15 protein-coding genes are annotated in these 17,373 nt (G+C 73.5%); 6 read left to right on the top strand and 9 right to left on the bottom strand.

Annotated features, from left to right (window positions below; genetic code table 11):
• Positions 1–57 precede the first annotated feature (57 nt).
• Entirely contained in the window at positions 58–5,502 is a 5,445-nt protein-coding gene (locus tag OJ997_RS34285) for a type I polyketide synthase (protein ID WP_270029943.1), read from the top strand.
• Entirely contained in the window at positions 5,499–5,864 is a 366-nt protein-coding gene (locus OJ997_RS34280; RefSeq protein WP_270029941.1) for a holo-ACP synthase, read from the top strand. The genes OJ997_RS34285 and OJ997_RS34280 overlap by 4 nt, the downstream gene beginning before the upstream one ends.
• Here OJ997_RS34280 and OJ997_RS34275 read toward each other — a convergent pair.
• Positions 5,861–6,178, bottom strand: coding sequence for a DUF1707 domain-containing protein (locus OJ997_RS34275; RefSeq protein ID WP_270029940.1), 318 nt, complete (start codon positions 6,176–6,178; stop codon positions 5,861–5,863). The genes OJ997_RS34280 and OJ997_RS34275 overlap by 4 nt on opposite strands.
• Positions 6,165–6,506 (bottom strand): YbjQ family protein, encoded by a 342-nt coding sequence (locus tag OJ997_RS34270; protein WP_270029939.1) that lies wholly within the window; start codon positions 6,504–6,506, stop codon positions 6,165–6,167. Before OJ997_RS34270 ends, OJ997_RS34275 begins: the two co-directional genes overlap by 14 nt.
• Before the next feature lie 31 nt (positions 6,507–6,537).
• Between OJ997_RS34270 and OJ997_RS34265 the strand changes: the two genes are divergently transcribed.
• Entirely contained in the window at positions 6,538–7,299 is a 762-nt protein-coding gene (locus OJ997_RS34265) for a thioesterase family protein (RefSeq protein ID WP_270029938.1), read from the top strand.
• On the opposite strand, the gene OJ997_RS34260 is transcribed toward OJ997_RS34265, so the two are convergent.
• Positions 7,266–8,279, bottom strand: a complete 1,014-nt coding sequence (locus OJ997_RS34260; RefSeq protein ID WP_270029937.1) for an RNA polymerase sigma factor — start codon at positions 8,277–8,279, stop codon at positions 7,266–7,268. The two genes, OJ997_RS34265 and OJ997_RS34260, sit on opposite strands and share 34 nt — an antisense overlap.
• Before the next feature lie 82 nt (positions 8,280–8,361).
• Here OJ997_RS34260 and OJ997_RS34255 point away from each other — a divergent pair, with 82 nt between their 5' ends.
• Genes OJ997_RS34255 through OJ997_RS34245 form a run of 3 tightly spaced genes read left to right on the top strand, consistent with a single transcriptional unit; the run spans position 8,362 to position 10,240 of the window.
• Positions 8,362–8,796, top strand: a complete 435-nt coding sequence (locus OJ997_RS34255) for a hypothetical protein (RefSeq protein ID WP_270029935.1) — start codon at positions 8,362–8,364, stop codon at positions 8,794–8,796.
• Positions 8,797–8,831: 35 nt separating this feature from the next.
• Positions 8,832–9,377, top strand: a complete 546-nt coding sequence (locus OJ997_RS34250) for an RNA polymerase sigma factor (RefSeq protein ID WP_270029934.1) — start codon at positions 8,832–8,834, stop codon at positions 9,375–9,377.
• The gene (locus OJ997_RS34245) at positions 9,374–10,240 is read left to right on the top strand and encodes a hypothetical protein (protein ID WP_270029933.1); all 867 of its coding nucleotides are present in this window, start codon (positions 9,374–9,376) and stop codon (positions 10,238–10,240) included. The genes OJ997_RS34250 and OJ997_RS34245 overlap by 4 nt, the downstream gene beginning before the upstream one ends.
• Here OJ997_RS34245 and OJ997_RS34240 read toward each other — a convergent pair.
• The 6 genes from OJ997_RS34240 to OJ997_RS34215 are packed head-to-tail and all read right to left on the bottom strand — an operon-like array spanning position 10,237 to position 17,239.
• Positions 10,237–10,986 (bottom strand): ABC transporter permease, encoded by a 750-nt coding sequence (locus OJ997_RS34240; protein WP_270029932.1) that lies wholly within the window; start codon positions 10,984–10,986, stop codon positions 10,237–10,239. The genes OJ997_RS34245 and OJ997_RS34240 overlap by 4 nt on opposite strands.
• Positions 10,983–11,768, bottom strand: coding sequence for an ABC transporter ATP-binding protein (locus tag OJ997_RS34235; RefSeq protein WP_270029931.1), 786 nt, complete (start codon positions 11,766–11,768; stop codon positions 10,983–10,985). Before OJ997_RS34235 ends, OJ997_RS34240 begins: the two co-directional genes overlap by 4 nt.
• Complete coding sequence (locus OJ997_RS34230; RefSeq protein ID WP_270029930.1) at positions 11,765–12,361, bottom strand: GNAT family N-acetyltransferase; 597 nt, start codon at positions 12,359–12,361, stop codon at positions 11,765–11,767. Before OJ997_RS34230 ends, OJ997_RS34235 begins: the two co-directional genes overlap by 4 nt.
• Entirely contained in the window at positions 12,358–13,989 is a 1,632-nt protein-coding gene (locus OJ997_RS34225) for an IucA/IucC family protein (RefSeq protein ID WP_270029929.1), read from the bottom strand. The genes OJ997_RS34230 and OJ997_RS34225 overlap by 4 nt, the downstream gene beginning before the upstream one ends.
• Positions 13,986–15,209: a lysine N(6)-hydroxylase/L-ornithine N(5)-oxygenase family protein gene (locus tag OJ997_RS34220; RefSeq protein WP_270029928.1), complete on the bottom strand. Its 1,224-nt coding sequence runs from the start codon at positions 15,207–15,209 to the stop codon at positions 13,986–13,988. Before OJ997_RS34220 ends, OJ997_RS34225 begins: the two co-directional genes overlap by 4 nt.
• Positions 15,206–17,239: a GNAT family N-acetyltransferase gene (locus OJ997_RS34215; protein WP_270029927.1), complete on the bottom strand. Its 2,034-nt coding sequence runs from the start codon at positions 17,237–17,239 to the stop codon at positions 15,206–15,208. The genes OJ997_RS34220 and OJ997_RS34215 overlap by 4 nt, the downstream gene beginning before the upstream one ends.
• Positions 17,240–17,373 lie beyond the last annotated feature (134 nt).

Below are 17,373 nucleotides of genomic sequence, written 5' to 3'. Positions count from 1 at the left end.
GGCGCGGACGCGACAGGCGGGGCCTCGGCCACGTCCGGCTCGGCCACCGGTGCGGCCTTGCCGGCCGCCAACCCGGTCGCGGCCGTGCTCGACCTGCTCGCCACGCCCGCGGCCGAGCGGCACGCGCGGCCCGCCGTCGTGCTCGCGACCGCCGAGGACGTGGCGCCGGCGTCGATGGACGCGTTCGCGCGGGTCGGGGGCGATCGCAATCCGCTCCATCGGTCCGTGCTCGCGGCGCGGCTCGCGGGGCTCAAGCGGCCGATCGTGCACGGGGCGTGGACGGCTGCGCGGGCGTCCGCGTTCGTCGTCGACGCACTGTGCGACGGGGACGCCGAGCGGCTGCGGGAGTGGCGGGTCTCGTTCCTGGCGCCGGTCGCGCTCGGGGCGCCGCTGGACTTCGAGGCGACGCGGGTCGCGATCGTCGACGGGCGGCGCGTCGTGCAGGTGCGCGTGCGGGTGGGCGAGACGGACGTCGCGCTCGGCGAGGCGGTCATCGACACGGCGCCGACCGCGCTCATCTTCCCCGGGCAGGGGATTCAGCGAGCCGGGCTCGGGGCGGAAGGCCGGGCCCGCTCGCGTGCCGCGCGTGCGGTGTGGACGCGCGCCGACGCGCACACCCGCGCCGCGCTGGGCTTCTCGCTGCTGGAGGTCGTCGAGGCCAACCCGCGCGAGCTGCGGCTCGCGGACGGGCGCGTCGCACGGCACCCCGACGGCGTCCTGTTCCGCACCGAGTTCACGCAGCCGGCCCTGGTCGCGTTGGCGGCCGCGCAGCTCGCGGAGCTGCGCGAGGCCGGCGCGGTGGGGGAGCCGCGGATCGTGGCCGGGCACAGCGTCGGCGAGTTCGCGGCGCTGGTCGCGCTCGGCGCGCTCTCGCTCGAAGCGGCGCTGACGCTCGTGTGGCAGCGCGGGCTCGCGATGCAGGCGCACGTCCCGCGTGACGCGGACGGCGCCTCGCCCTTCCGGCTCGCGGTCGTCAAGTCGCTCGAGGGGCTCGGGGACGACGTCGAGGTCGTCAACCTCAACGCGCCCGACCAGTACGCGATCGTCGGCACGGCCGAGGCGATCGCCCGGTACGGCCGGGTCGTGCCGGGCATCGACGTGCCGTTCCACTCGTCGCACCTGCGCGGCGCGGTCGAGACGTTCCGCCCGCACGTCGAGGCGGCGGGCATCGACGCGAGCGTGTTGCCCGGCCGCTGGGTCCCGAACGTCATCGCGCGGCCGTTCGCGCCCGGCGACGACGTGGTGGAGCTGCTGTCGGAGCAGCTCGCCTCGCCCGTGCGCTGGATCGAGACGCAGGAGGAGCTGGCCGCGCACGTCGACCGCTTCCTGGAGCTCGCGCCCGCGCACGCCGCGGTGCTGACCGGCCTGGCGCGCAAGACCGTGACGAACGTGGAGCTGCTCCACGCCGAGCAGGACCGAGACGTGGTGATGGAGCGAGCGGAGGCGCCCGCCCCGGCGGCGGTGCCCGCCGGGGCGGACGCGTCCGCTCGCGCCGAGTCCATGCGAGCGACGGCGTCCGCCGGTGCGGCGAGCCCACCCCAGACGGGCTCGCCGCCGGCGGGAGCGCCGCACGCGGCCGGCGCCGGCCTCGCCACGGGCACCTTCGTGGATCGCCCCGTCGACGCGGGCGACGCGCTCGAGCTCGTGCTCGCGCTCCAGGCGCGCGTGCGGCTCGACCAGCTCGACCCGGCCGAGTCGGTCGACGAGCTTTTTCAGGGCGTGTCGTCGCGGCGCAACCAGGTGCTGATCGACCTCGGTCGCGAGTTCGGGCTCTCGGGCGCCGAGGGCGTGCAGCGCCAGACGATCGGCGAGCTCGTCAAGAGCCTGCGCGAGCAGGGCGCGGCGTACCGGTTCCCCGGCCCGTACCTGAAGGACGCGCTGGCGACCGGCCTCACCCGCGCGGGCGTCCCGCGCAGCGACCTCGGGCTCCCGCCCGGCCTCACCGACCACGTCTTCGCGCGGGTCGCGCTGGACACGCGGCCCGGCCCGTCCGCGCGCGGCGGCGACCTCGCGCGGCTGAGCCCCGGGCCAGACGTGCTCGACCGCGCGCTGGAGTTGACCGCGGCCGACCTGAAGGTTCCGCTCACACGGCCCGCGGCCATCGAAGTCGTCGCTCCGGTCGCAGTCGCGAACCCCGCGCTCGAGGACGCGCTGCTGGACTCGGCGCGCACCCTCGCGGATGCGCTCGGCCGCCCGTTCGCACCGGTGGGCGAGCCGCTCACGGACCCCGATCCCGACGCCAACCGCCTCGCCCTGCTCGACGCCGAGCTCGGCACCGAACGCGCCACGGAGATCGCGCCGCGCTTCGACGCGCGCCGCCACGTGCGCTTCACGTCGGCGTGGGCGAGCGCCCGCTGGGACCTCGTCACGGCCTACCACGACGCGCTGGCCGGCCGCCTGTCCACCACGGAGCTGCACGCGGAGCTCGATCGCCTCGTCGCCCATCGCGACGTGCCGCAGGTCGTGGAGACCGCGCGCTGGCTCGCCGGGCGCGCCGCGGAGCAGGACCGGCCCGAGATCGCGGTCGAGCTGGCCCGCCTCACACCGAAAACGCGACATCTGTCGCTAAAGAGGGACAGTCCCTCTTTAGAAACGTGGCCGGGGTTGCCGTTGCGTGGCGAGCGGCCGACGGTCCAGCTCGACGATGCCGGCGTGCCAGTCGTCGGCGCCGAGCCCGACGAGGAGCGGCTGCTCGAGCTGCTGCGCGAGGTGCCCGAGGCGCTCGTCGCCGAGCTCGCCGTGTCGCTGAAGGTCTCGCCGGATCTGCGCGGGGAGACCGCGCTCGTCACCGGCGCCGCGCCCGGGTCGATCGGGGCGGAGCTCGTCAAGCGGCTGCTGCGGGGCGGCGCGCGGGTCGTCGTGACGACCTCGACCGACACGCCGGAGCGGCGGCGGTTCTATCGCGAGCTGTACCGGACGAGCGCCGGGCCGGGCGCGGAGTTGCACGTGGTGCCCGCGAACCTCGCTTCCTTCCAGGACATCGACGCGCTGTGCGACTGGTTGCGGCATCCGGGTGGCGGCCGGCGCGGGCGCGAGGACCTGCGGATGGACCCGCTCACGCCGACGATCGTCGTGCCGTTCGCGGCGCTGTCGACGACGGGCACCGCGGACGAGGCGGGCGCGGCGTTCGAGACCGCGATCCGGCTCCAGCTGCTCGGCGTGCAGCGGCTGGTCGGCGCCCTCACGCCGCCGACGGTCCTGCTCCCGCTCAGCCCCAACCACGGCGCGTTCGGCGGCGACGGCCCGTACGGGGAGACGAAGGCCGCGCTCGAGGTGCTGCTCAAGCGCGCGCGCTCCGAGGCGTGGGGTGCGAACACGACGGTGATCGCGCCGAAGATCGGCTGGGTCCGCGGCACGAACCTGATGGCCGGCAACGACGCGATCGCGCCGCTCGTCGAGGAGCGCCTGGGCCTGCGCACGTTCAGCACCGCCGAGATGGCGTGGCTGCTGACCGGCCTGCTCGTGACCCGGCACGCCGGCGAGATCGACCTGTCCGGCGGGATGACCCAGGTCGAGGACCTGCGCGCCGCGCTGCAGCCGCTCGCCGACGAGCTGCGCGAGCGCTCCGCCCGCACCGCACGCGCACACGCGCTGCGCACCGCGCTCACGCCGGCGGCCGACGAAGACCTCCTGGAAGCGCTGCCGAGCCCCGGAACCGACGCCGCGCCGCGTACGCCTCAGCCCGCGCCGCCGCACGCGCTCGACCCGGCCGAGCTGGTCGTGATCGTCGGCGCCGGGGAGCTCGGCCCGGGCGGCACCGGCCGCAGCCGCTTCGCGCTGGAGTTCGACGAGCTGGACTCGCCCGGCGTCGTCGCCGAGCTCGCGTGGCTGACCGGGCTCGTCACCTACGAGCTCGAGCACTACCGCGGCCGCTGGATCGACGCGGCGACCAAGGACGAGGTGCGCGAGGAGGAGCTCGCCGCGCGCTACGCGGAGGAGGTGGCGCGGCGGATCGGCGTCCGCGCGCTCGAGTCCGACGGCACGATCGACGCCGACGGCCACACCGTCCTGGCGCCGGTCACGCTCGAGCAGCCGATCACGTTCGAGGCCGCCTCCGAGGAGGAAGCGCGCAGCTACGAGGGCGCGAGCGTGCGCAAGGACGGCGAGCGCATCCTCGTCACGCTCAGCGGCCAGATCCGCGTCCCGCGCATCGTCGCGCAGACCCGCCGCGTCGCCGGCCAGCTGCCGACGGGGCTGGACCTCGCGCGCCACGGCGTCCCGACCGACCTGATCGCGACCGCCGACCGGATGGCGCTGATCAACCTCGCGGCCACGGTCGAGGCCTTCGCCGACGCCGGCCTCACGCCCGAGGAGCTGCTCGACCACGTCCACCCGGCGGACGTCGCGAACACCCAGGGCGCCGGCATGGGCGGGATGGCCTCGCTGCGCCGCCTGCTGCTCGACCACCTGCTCGACGCCGAACGCCAGAACGACCGCGTGCAGGAGTCGCTCGGCAACGTCGTCGCGGCCCACGCCGTGCAGACCTACCTCGGTTCGTACGGCCCGATGATCCACCCGGTCGGCGCGTGCGCGACCGCCGCGGTCAGCCTCGAGGTCGCGTTCGACAAGATCACCTCCGGGAAGGCGCTAGCGGTGCTCGCGGGCGGCTTCGACGACCTCACGCCCGAGGGCATGATCGGCTTCGCGGACATGGGCGCGACGGCGTCGTCGGAGGACCTGGAGGCGATGGGTCTCGCGCCGCACGAGGCGTCCCGCGCGAACGACACGCGCCGCGCCGGCTTCGTCGAAGCCCAGGGCGGCGGCGCGCAGCTGGTCGTACGCGGGGACGTCGCGCTGGCGCTCGGCCTGCCGGTGCGCGGCGTGCTCGCCTATGCGGGCTCGTTCGCCGACGGCCTGCACACGAGCATCCCGGCGCCGGGCCTCGGCGCGCTCGCCGCCGCGCGGCCGCTCCAGCACGCGCTCGCGCGGCACGGACTGACCGCCGACGACATCGGCGTCGTCTCCAAGCACGACACCTCGACGGACATGAACGACCCGAACGAGGCCGACCTCCACGACCGTCTCCAGACCAAGCTGAAGCGCACCCCGGGCAACCCGCTGCTCGTCGTCTCCCAAAAGACGGTCACCGGCCACGCGAAGGGCGGCGCCGCGGCGTGGCAGCTCGACGGGGTCCTGCGCATGCTCGAAACCGGCCGCATCCCCGGCAACCGCAACCTGGAGAGCGTCGACCCGCTCCTGCGCGAGAACCGCCACCTCGCGCTCGGCGACCGCCCGATCACGCTCGCCGAGCCGCTGCGCGCCGCGCTGATCGCGAGCCTCGGGTTCGGCCACGTGTCCGCGATCCTCGCCATCGCGCACCCGGACACGTTCCACGCCGCGATCCCGGAGGACGCCCGCGCCGACTACCTGCGCCGTGCCGGCCGCCGCCGCGCCGAAGGGGTGCTCCGTCGGCTGCAGATGCGTGTCGGCAAGCCGCCGCAGGTCCGCCGCCCGCGCACGCTGGACCGGGACACCGAAGCCACGCTCCTGCTCGACCGATGACCGTCGGCGTCGATCTCGTCAACGTCCCGAGCTTCGCCCAGCAGCTCGAGGACACCGCGTCCGGCTTCGTCACCCACACGTTCACGCCGCGCGAGCAGAAGGCGCGCGAGCCGCACCGCCTCGCCGCGCGCTTCGCCGCCAAGGAGGCGTTCCTGAAGGCCTGGTCGGGCGCGCGCCTGCACCAGCCGCCGCTGCTCGGCAGCGTCGACCTGCGCGAGATCGAGCTGATCGACGACGGCTACGGCCGCCCACGCCTCGTCCTGCACGGCGCGGTCGCGCAGGCGGTCGGCACGTGCACGACGAGCGTCTCGCTGTCGCACGACGGTGACGCCGCCATCGCCGTCGTGCTGTTCCAGACCTAGTCCTGGACGTAGTGGCGCGCGTGGTCGGCGGGGTCGACCCAGACGCGCATGACCCGTTGAGTCCCCGGGTCGATGAAGCGCTCCTTCGTGGGCAGCCAGGACGGGTCGGCGACGTCCGCCTCGCCGTGGCGGCGTCCCCAGCGCCGTCGGCGCGGCTCGGTGGCGGCGAGCGGCGGGAGGCCTTCGAGGGCCTCGTTCAACGCCCCACCGAACGTGAGGTCCAGCCGCCGGTCCAGCTCCGCGGCGTCCAGCCGGTCGGCCGCGTAGTGGCGGCCGAGCACCGCCGCGACGTGCTCCTGCTCAGGGCTCGGCACGCTCGACCACGACCGCCGTGCCGTAGGCGACGACTTCCGTGAGCCCGTTGCCCATCTCCGACGAGTCGAAGCGCATCGCCACGATCCCGGTCGCGCCCAGCAGCTTGGCGTTCGCCACGAGCCGGTCGACCGCGTGCCGGCGCGCGTCCTCGAGCAGGTCCGTGTACTGCGACACCTCGCCCTGGCGCAGCGACTTGAAGCTCGCCGTGACCGTGCGCGTGAGCCCCATGCTGCGCACGACGAGGCCGAACGTGACGCCGAGGTTCTCGCGGATCACGAGCCCGGGCAGCTCGAGCGCGGTGGTGATCGGCAGCTCCGGGTGCGTCATGTCGTCGAGGCTACCGGCATAGTGGGCGCGGATGAGCTTCGACGAGGACATCGCGCTCGACGCGGACGGCAACGGCGCGATCGCCGACGGGTGGATGACCGCGCGCGGCCCCCACGGTGGGTACGTGATGGCGATCCTGGCTCAGGCGATGGAGCGCGCGGCCGGGCGGCAGGCGCGCTCGCTGACGGTGCACTTCCTGCGCCCGCCCGCGATCGGACCGGTGCAGACCCAGGTCACGGTGGAACGCGCCGGACGCTCGATGTCGACCGTCACCGGCCGGCTCGAGCAGGACGGCAAGCCGGTCGCGCTCGGGCTCGGCGCCTACGCCGGCGCCTACGACGCGCCGGACGTGGGCGAGCTGCCGATGCCGGACGTCCCGCCGCCGTCCGCCGAGCAGGAGCCGCTCCCGGGCGCGCCGCCCTTCACGCACCAGATGATCATGCAGCCGCGCTTCGGGGCGGCGCCGTTCACCGGCGCGGACGCGTCCGTGGTCGGCGGCTGGATCGGCTTCCGCGACGGACGCCCGCTCGACGGCCCGGCGATGTGCGTGATGGCCGACGGCTACTACCCGGCGATCTGGCCGCGGCTCACCGCGCTGCACCCCGCGCCGACGATCGACCTCACCGTGCACTTCCGCGCGCCGCTCCCGGTCACGGGTCCGCTGCTCGCCCGCTTCACGTCGAAGCTGGCTCGCGACGGCTACTTCGAGGAGGACGGCGAGCTGTGGACGGCGGACGGGACGCTCGTCGCGCAGTCGCGTCAGCTGGCCTTGTTGCTGCCCGCGCTCGGGTAGTCGCGCTTGGCCTTGGGCGCCTTCAGGCGCTTGCTCTCCTCGGTCGCCCACTCGCGGAACTCGGCGTGGCAGGCCTGCAGCGCGGCTTGGGTCCGCGGGCAGGTCATGAGCTTGCGCATCGCCGCCGACTGACCTTCGGGCGCGGGGGTCGGCGTCGGCTGCGGCACGACGAGCTCGTCCTCGCTCGACGGCTGCGGCGTGCGGGTCGCGGTCGGCGTCGGCGCCGCGGTCCGGGCCGGTGTGGGCGTGGCGGTCGGCGTCCACGTGGCCGTCGCGGTCGCGACGGGCTTCGGCGTCTTCTGGCGCTCCCTGCTCACCGGCGGCCTGCGTTCCGGCGTGGCGGTCGACGTCGCCTCCGGGGTGGCGCTCGGCACGCTCGCGATCTGACGCACGACCGGCGCCTCCACGCTGAGCGACGCGAACGCGCCCGCGGCCACGCACAACCCCGCGCACGTGCGCCCGGCGGCGGTGCCGGTCGCGACCTGCAGCAGCTCGGCGAGACGGGCGAGCAGCGGCGCGGGCACCAGCCCGGCCACGCGGCGCCGGAGCGAGCGCCGCCCGCGCGAGACGAGCTGCTTCGCGTTCTCGGGCTCGACCTCCAGCCGCGCGCCGATCTCCTCGTACGAGCGATCCTCGAGCGAGCGCAGCAGGAGCGCCTCGCGCTGCCGGCGCGGGATCGCGTGCAGCGCGCCGAGCACGTTGCGCACGCGCTCGCGCAGCACGGCGACCTCGGCGACGTCGCACACGGCGACCTCCGGCAGCTCGGCGTGCGGCGCCTCACGGTGGCCGCGCAACGCGTCGACCGCGCGCCGGTGCGCGACGACGTGCAGCCACGCCTTCGGGTTCGCCGGCGCCTCGTCGCACGCGAGCGCCGCGGCGAGCGCGTCCTGGACCGCGTCCTCGGCCAGCTCGCGGTTCCCGAAGCGGCGCTCCAGCGAGCGCACGACCGCGTCACGGTGAGGGGAGAAGAGGTCGGTCATCGAGGGAAGTCGTGCGAGGAGGCGCAATCGTGACACGCGGTTTTCGACGTCACGATCGTGCTGTCCACACCGACTCGAGGGCATGAAGAAGCTCCTCATCACCACCGCCCTCGCCTTCGCCGCCGTCACGGCGCCCGCCGCCGCCGCGCCGACACTCACCGGGACCGCGACGCTCGACAATGGCCACACGTTCACGTGCACGTGGACGCAGATCCCCGAAGGGGAGGACTGCCTCGCGATCGTCGGCGACGCCGCGGACGAAGTCCGCCTCCTGCAGCGTCACGGCGCGACGAGCGCGACGTTCACCGTCGACGCGACCGCCATCGCCCGTGGCGTCATCACCCGCACGGTCGAGCGGCGCACCGACGGCACGTGGCTGATGCGCGGCTCCTCGACGGCGCACGACAAGCGCTGGGGCTTCGTCTGCGCCGGCACGCCGCTGCGCTGCGCCATGTGGGAGGGCGGCACGAAGAAGACGATCGCCAAGGCGACCAAGAAAGTCACGCGCAAGTCGTGAACTTTCGCGGCCAGAATGCGCCTATCAGTGCGTAGATGGCCGTGACCATTCCCATAGATGCGGCGCCGGTGCCCTCACCGGACGCCGCCGACCTCGCCGGTCCGCCGCAGCGCTTCCACGCCGTGGTGGACCGGCACTTCGACGCCGTCGCCGGGTTCCTCGCGCGCCGCGTCGGGCCCGACACCGCCGAGGACCTCGCGCAGGAGGTCTTCGTGACCGCGTTCCGCAAGCGTGGGAAGTTCGACGCGCGCTACGAGAGCGCCCGCCCGTGGCTGCTGGGGATCGCCACGCGCGCCGTGGCCAGCCACCGCCGCGCGGAGCGCCGCCAGCTCCAGCTCTACCAGCGCGTCGTCAACGAAGGCGCGCCGGCGGAGCACGTCCGCGCCGACTTCGACCCGGACCTGTTCGCGGGCCTCACCGCGCTCGCCCGGCGCGACCGCGACGCGTTCCTGCTCCACGTATGGGGCGACCTCGCCTACGAGGACGTCGCCCACGCGCTGGACATCCCCCTCGGCACCGTCCGCTCGCGCATCCATCGCGCGCGCCGCCAGCTCACCGCCCACCTCGGAGGCGCACGATGATCGACACCCTGACCGACGAGCAGCTCGCGAGCGCCCGCGCTCGCACCCACGAGCGCGTCAACGACCTCATCGTCACGCCGCGCCCCCGGCGCTCGCGCAAGCTCCCCGCGCTCGCGCTGGTGACGACCGCGGCCGCCGCGGCGGCGGTCGCGTTCGCTCCGAGCGGCGCGCCGACGCGGCCGGAGATCGCCACGGCGAAGACCGTGCTGCGCGACTTCCAGCCGCAGCCGCTGCCGACGCTCGGGGCCGGCGAGTACTACGCCGTGCGCGTCGTCCAGCGCAAGGCCAAGGGCGATGACGAGGGGCTCGACCTGCGCTACTGGGCGAACGCGGACGACAAGGGGCGCGAGGTGGCGATCCTCCACGGCAAGCTGCGCACGGACGACCCGCTCGGCGCCGCGGCCAAGCGTCTCCCGCCCGGCGCGAAGCCGTTGCCGGCGATGTCCGAGCTCCCGACCGAGCCCAAGGCCCTCGCGGCCGAGCTGCGCGAGCGCGCGATGGGGGTCCGGCTGGACAAGCGCGAGCCGACCACGCGCGACTACGTGCTGGTCGCGATGCAGATGGTCACGGACGAGCGCGGAACGCCGCCCGAGGTGCTGCGCGCCGTCTTCAGCTTCCTGTCCGGACTGCCCGGGATGCAGCTCGTGGGCAACGTGACCGACCCGCTGGGCCGGCCCGGCGTCGCCGTCGCGGCGGACGGCGATCAGGACAGCCACGAGGGCATCGGCGTCGAGCTGATCGTCAACCCGGAGACCGGTCGGCCGCTCGCCTTCATCCACTACCGCGATGACGTCTCCAAGCCTTGGCTGCAGACGATCCGGACCGAGGGCGTCGTCAAGGACACGGAGACGCTTCCGGGCTAGCCCCAGGTGCGCTTGGGCGCGTCCAGCTTGAAACGCCACAGCGCGATCCCCGCGAAGACGGCGGTGAACGCGGCGAGCACGGCCAGCGGGCCGAGCACGTCGCCGACGCCGCCGCCCTCGAGGATCGCGGTCTCGTAGCCGTCCATCGCCCAGTAGACGGGGGAGAGGGGCGCGATCGGCTGGACCCACTCGGGCAGCGAGTCGACCGGGACGAAACCGCCGCCGAGCCCGCCGAGCGCCATCGCCCCGAGGTTCGTGACCGCGTTGACCTGCTGGATCGTCGAGAGCGCGGCGGCCGCCGCCAATCCGGCCACCAGCACGAGCGTCGCGAACAGCGCGGCGATGAAGATCACGGCGAGCCACGAGCCGCTCACTTCCAGGTCCAGGAAGAGCACGCCGAAGCCGAACAGCACCACGTGCTGCGCGGTGACGAGCAGGGCGGGCACGGCGAGCTTGCCGCCGATGAGCTTCCGGCCGGAGAGCCCTGCAGCGCGCAGCCGCGGCCACGTGCGCCAGCCGTGCTCGCGGAAGATCGCGAACCCGACGACCGCGATCGCGAACGACGCGAACACGCACGCCATGCCCGGCACGGTCTGCGCCGAGCCGGGCGCGCCCTCGTGGCCGCCCGCCGCGAGCGTGGACTTCATCGCGTCGCTGAGCAGCGTCATCAGCACGAGCGGCATGCCGACGAGCACCGCGGCGGGCACGGGATCGTGGCGCAGGAGTCGGAGCTCGTTGCGGATCATTCGGCGCTCCGACGGCCCGTCAGCGCCAGGTACGCGGATTCCAGCGACGGTCGGATGACCTCGGCGCGGACCACGTCGTCGCCGAGCCCGTGCAGCGACGTGCCCGGCCGGCGCTCGGTGCGCCCGTCCGTGTAGGTGATCTCCACGAGCGACTCCGCGTGGCGCGCGACCAGCTCCTCGATCGTGCCGGACGCGATGATCCGGCCGCGCTCGAGCAGCGCGACGTCGGCGCCGAGCTCTTCGATCTCCGGCAGGTAGTGCGTGGTGTAGACGACCGCGGCGCCGTCGCCCGCCAGCCCGCGGACCGCGTCGAGGATCGCGCTGCGGGTCTGCGTGTCCGCGCCCGCCGTCGGCTCGTCCAGCAACACGAGCTTGGGCCGGTGCACGACCGCGATCGCCGTGTGCAGGCGCCGCTGTTCGCCGCCGCTCAGTCGTCCCGCCGGGCGGTCGGCCAGCTCGGTCAGCACGAACGGCTCCAGCCATCGCTCCGCCCGGCGGCGCGACACGCCGTAGAGCTCCGCGAACGCCCACAGGTTCTCGCGCACGGTCAGCGACGGGTAGATCCCGATCTCCTGGGGCGCGAGCCCGGGCCGACCGCGAACGCTGACCGACCCGGAGTCGGGCGCCAGCAACCCCGCGGCAATCGAGACCAGCGTCGACTTGCCCGCGCCGTTCGGCCCGAGCAGCGCCACCACGGCCCCCGCGGGCACGGAGAAGTCCACGCCGTCCAGCGCCACCCGCTCGCCGTAGCGCTTGACGACGCCCGTGAGGGCGAGACTCATGCCGAGACGCGCCGGCGGCGCGCGCTCAGCCGCTCGAAGTCCTCGCGCTCGCAGACCATGAACGCCGCCCGCTTGTCGGGCAGGTCGATCTCCTCCTGCTTGCGGAAGCCGAGGAAGGCGAGCAGCGAGAGGAAGTTGTGGTTGCGCACGTCGGGCTCGCCGACGATCCGCAGCACGCCCGGGCGCTTGAACAGGAACCGCACGACCGCACGGCCGATCGCCACGGAGTAGCGGCCGAGGTGCTCCTCGTCGCCGATCAGCACGTGCGCGCCGATGTCGCCGGGGAGGATCGGGGCGTGCGCGCCCAGTACATCGCGTGCCGGGTCGTAGACCTCGATGTAGCCGACCGCCATGTCGTCGACATAGCCGAGCAGCGGCGAGCGCGCGGGGTCCTCGTTCTGGCGCACGAGGTAGTCGCGAATCCAGTCCTCGGGCCAGTCCATCGCCCAGAAAGGGACGACGTGCGGCTTGTGCATCCAGTTGTGCAGCAGCTGCGTGTCGTACTCGGGCAGCGCGGGCCGCGCCCACAGCTTGCGATCCAGCGCGGCCTCGAACTCGGTGTGGACGGCCAGCTCGGAGTGACTCTCGGTCATGGCGCCAACGGGTTCGTGATCCAGCCGACGGCCGCGGCGACCGGTCGCTCGGCGGCGTCCTTGTAGCCGCGCTCGAGCATTCGCACGCGATTCAGGCACAGTTTCACGAACGCGGGCGCCTCCATGTCGAACAGCGCGAAGCGATCCTCCAGCTCCGGGAAGCGCGACTGGTAGCGCGCGACCGCCCGCTCGCCCAGCGCCCAGAACGACGCCTCGGGGAAGCCCAGCTGGTCCTCCATGATCTCCGCGAGATAGCGGTGCACGCACACGAGCAGCCCACCCTGGATCCACTGCACGAGGATCGCGGCCTCGACGCCGTCACCCAGTGCGGCGCGCACGTCGTCCGGCATGTCCGCGAGCTCCGGCAGCGGGTCGGAGGACACCATCATGTCGTCCACGAAGTCCTTGACCACCAGCCGCGTGGGCACGTCGTCGCGCAGGACGAGCATGCAGTTCTGCGCGTGCGGGGAGAAGGCCGCGCCGTAGCGGTAGAGCATGTGCAGCAGCGGCGGGAGCGTGACCTCGTGCAGGCGGGCGACCCAGTCCTCGACCGCCAGCCCGCTGCGCTCGATCAGCGCCTCCACGAACGACACGCCCGCCGGGTCGCGGTGCAGCAGCGCGGCGAGCGAGATCGCGCGCTCGTCCGGCCCGAGGTACGCCTCGACCGACTCGCGCCAGATCGCGCCGAGCAGCTCCGTGTGCTGGTACGGGACGCCGTCCACGGCCTCGAAGGCCGGGTGCGCGACGGACACGCTCGCCACTTCGCCGAGCAGGATCACGCCCGTCTCGCGCAGGAACGCGTCGTTCAGGGTGCGCTCCCGCAGCCAGGCGGACAGCCGCGGCGCGGCGAGCGTGCGGTCGCGTGGCAGGCCGCGCCAGACGCTCGTGTTGAGGATCGACAGCGCGAGCTTGAGGTGGTGGCGGTCGGGATGGTCCGCGTCGCCGAGCGTGCGGATGGACTGCTGGGGCAGCCAGCGCCCTTCGCGCTCGCCGAGGAAGCGCATGCGCCCGCGCGCGATGTCGCCCGCGTAGAGCTGCTGGATCCGGTGGTCCCACTGCCACGGGTGCACAGGGACGAGACGCCCGACGTCCTGCCCACGCCAGTCCGCGTCCGCCACGTCCAGCCAGTACACGGGGACCGGCCGGTGCGCTTCGGGTGCGTAGTGGCGCAGGTCGCTCGCGCCGAACCCGACGCGGCCCTTGGAGGCGACGATCCACGGGTGCCCGCGCAGCTCGCCCTCGAGCTCGAGCGGGTCCAGGTCGATCAGCTCGGCCGCGGGCGCACCGCGCTCGAGCTGGTGCGCGTCGCTGACCAGGGTCGACGCGATCTCGCCGATCAGGCCTGCCGTTGTCGAGGGGTCGACACCGAGCGCGGGGGCGCCGATGGCGACGATCATGTCCGCGTCGGGCAGCTCGATGTCGGCGCCGTTCTGCGTCGCCCGCAGCGAGGACGGATCGACGCGCGCGTGACCCATCGAGCGTCGCCGCGCCGTGTAGTGCAGCGTCAGGTCGCCGAGCACGAGCGTCCACGCGTCGCCGTCCACGTCCGGCGCGAGCAGCTCCTCGAACTCCAGCTCCGTCAGCAGCTTCGCGATCAGCTCGCGGTTCGCCCGCTCCCAGACCGTCATGCCACAGCGCCGAAGCTCTGGAACACGTTGCGCTTCCGCACCGTGTACGCCGGCCGGCCCAGCAGCGTGTTCACGATCACCGCGTTGCGGTGCGCGCCGAGGCCGAGGTCGGGCGCGCCGACGCCGTGCGTGTGCAGCTCGCCGTTCTGGACGAAGAGCGTGGAGGGCGAGCCGTCCGCGAGCCGCAGCCGGTAGTCCAGCTCCACCACGGGGCGCCCGGCGCTGTCGCGCGCAAGCAGATGGCCGGGCAGCGGCAGCGGCGCGGGCTCGTAGCCCGTGGCCAGGATCGTGACGTCGGCCTCGTGCGTGAACGAGACGTCCTGGTCGAGCTGGTGGAAGTGCAGGCGCCGGCTGTCCACCCCGCGCAGCTCGCAGCGCGCGGCGTAGCGCACGTCCGGCTCGCCGTCGATGCTGCGGCGGTAGAGCAGGTCGAAGATCCGCTCGCTCGTCTCGGCCGACATGCCCTTGTAGAGCAGGTCCTGGCCGGCGCGCAGGGCGTCCCGCTTGTCCTCCGGCAGCGCGTGGAAGTACGCCGTGTACTCGGGCGAGAAGTGCTCCAGGCCGAGCTTGGAGTACTCCATCGGCAGGAAGCCCGCGCTGCGCGTGAACCAGTCCAGGCGCCCGTTGCCGTGCTCGAGCACGTCGGCGAAGATCTCCGCCGCGGACTGGCCGGAGCCGATCACGGCGACGCGGCCGGCGGCCAGCGCCTGCTCACGCACGTCGAGGTAGGCGGAGGAGTGCGTCAGTTCGCGAGCGAACGCGGGCATCGTCGGCACGCAGCCCACGCCGACCACGACGTGCTTCGCGCGGTACTCGACGCCCCGCGCCCACACCGCCCAGCCGCCGTCCACGGGCCGGATCGCGTCCACGCGATGGTTGAAGCGCACCGAGGACAGCTGCTCGGCGACCCAGCGGCAGTACGCCTCGAACTCGCGCCGCAGGATGTGGAAGTGCTCGCGGAAGTAGAAGCGGTAGAGCCGGCCCTGCGCGTGCAGGTAGTTCAGGAACGAGTACTTGCTCGTGGGATCGGCGAGCGTGACGAGGTCGGCGAGGAACGGGACCTGGATCTCGGCGTCCGGGAGCATCAGCCCGGGGTGCCAGACGAAGCCGTCCTTGTCGTCGAAGAATACGGCGTCGACGTCGTCGAGCGGGTCCAGCAGCGCGGCGAGGCCGAGGTTGAAGGGGCCGAGGCCGACACCGATGACGTCGTGCTGCTTCATGCCCACATCACCAGCGCGGCGCGCTTGTGCGGCAGCTCGAGCTCGGCGACGACCTCGCCGCCGAGGGACTTGCAGAAGGCGAGCATGCGCGCGTTGCGGACGTCCGGCTCGCACACGGTCCGGCCCACGTTCTGCGCGACGAGGTGCCGGACGAGCGCGCGGGGGACGCCGGTGCCGGCGGCGCGTTCGTCGACCAGGATGTGGAAGCCACGGTCGTCGGGGTGCGCGGCGTACTGCTTGGCCAGCGGGTCGGCCATCACGTCGTAGGTCTCGACGTAGCCGATCGGCTCGCCGTCGGCGTACACGACCCACGGCTCGACGTGGCTCAGCGCGCCCATGTAGACGTGGATGTCGTCGAGCTCGCCCCACCACTGGGCGACGCGCGGCTCACGCATCCAGGCCTCGAGCAGCGCGTAGTGCGTCACGTCGGCCGCAACCAGCTCGATCTTCGGCGTGAGCGGGTTCGGGATCGTCACGTAGACGGACTGCGTGCTGATGTCCCCGACGAGCTCGTCCATGTCGTGCAGGCGCGTGCGCAGGTTGGCCTTGCACGGCCAGGTCGCGTCGTCGAGCAGGCGATCCAGCAGCGTGTGCGGGTAACGGCCGCCGGCCTTGCGCTCGCGGGCGAGCACGTCGCGCAGGTCCTTGAGCAACGTCCGCTCGTCGATCCCGCCGCCCGCGCCGAGCGCGTCGACCACGCCCAGCGCGTTGTTGAGGAACGGGTAGTAGACGAGCCGCTCGTCGGCGAGCGCCTCGGGGAAGATCGACTCGCTCGCCTCACCGTGGTGCGGCAGGACGGCGGTGATGTCGGCGTGCGCGGCCTCGCGATGGAAGTAGCCCTGGCTGTCGCGGATCAGCGCATGCGCGGGCATCCCGTCCTCGAGCCGGAGCAGCGTGTTCTGCTGGTGCGGCTCGTAGGTGAGGCCGACGTCCAGGTACAGCCGGACGAGGCTGACGATCACGGTCTCCAGGTACGCCTGGAACCACTCGCGCTCGCGGCCGTTCGCCAGGTTCGCGAGCCGGGAGCGGCCGCCGAACGGGTGGTCCTGGCAGAGGACGGTGAGCGCGGAGACGTCGCCCTCGAAGCGGTTCTCGCGGAACAGGACGCTGAAGCCGTCGTGCTCGGGGATCGAGAGGTACGCGGGGTCGTGGACTACGGTCAGGTGCGGCGCCGCGGTCCGCGCCTGCTCGCCGACGACGGTCTCGTCGAGGCGCTTGGCCTCGACCGCGCGGCGCAGCTCCTTCGGCAGCGTCACCCGCATCGAGTTGGTGACGCGCGCGTGCAGCGAGAACTTGAGCTGGTACGGCCAGTCGTCGTTGAAGACCGTGCGGACGGAGCTGGTGGGCGTGACGGGCTCGCCCTGCGGGCCGAGGTCGATCACCGCGCCGGACGCGAACAGCTCGGCGGCGGCGCGCGAGAGGAAGCCGGCTTCCCACGGGTGCACCGGGAGCAGGATCCGGCCCGGGCGAGCGGGGGCGCCGAGCAGCTTCTCGGCCATGCGCGGCGCCGGCTTCCCGGTCGCGGAGTCGTGCATGACCATGCGCTCGTCGACCGACAGCCAGTGCAGCGCGAACTGCGGGCGCAGCTCGGGCGCGTACTGCGCGAGGCGGCCGCTGAGGCCCTTCGGCGTGGGGTGCAGCGGGTGGCCGAGGACGAGCGCCTGGTCGGTGTCGATGAATGACAGCGGCTCGGGCGCGAACAGGCGGTCCAGGTCGTCCGCGCGGGCCTCGACGTAGGAGGAGACGCAGTTGACGCTCGTCTCGACGCGGTCCAGCAGCGCCTGCTGCGAGGTGCCGGGGTCCAGCGCCTGCGAGATCCTCCGCGCGAGCTCCGTCGGGTCGACCGAGATGGCGCCGAAGCGGTGGTGCAGCGTGGACGAGCGGTAGGCCAGCTCCGCGACGACTCCGAGCTCCGGGAAGACCGCCTGGTCCTCCCGGAACGTCGCCGTACCGCCCTCACGCAGGTAGCAGTTCAGAAGCGTGGTGGTGGCCGCCAGAGCGGCAGCATCCTGGCGAGGCGGGGCAAGCAACCCGCCTGATCTTAGTAAAGGTGCCTTGACGTCACAACTACTCGGTTGGCGCGCGGCGGACGTACAGCCCGCGCGCCGCGCGATCGGCGATGAACTGCTCGCCGTCGCCCGCGATCTGGATCTTGCGATGACCC

This window comes from Solirubrobacter phytolaccae (assembly GCF_027587195.1).
GTDB classification, from domain to species: domain Bacteria; phylum Actinomycetota; class Thermoleophilia; order Solirubrobacterales; family Solirubrobacteraceae; genus Solirubrobacter; species Solirubrobacter phytolaccae.
The sequence above is the reverse complement of the archived record's forward strand: the minus strand, read 5'-3'. Positions and strand labels throughout refer to the sequence as shown.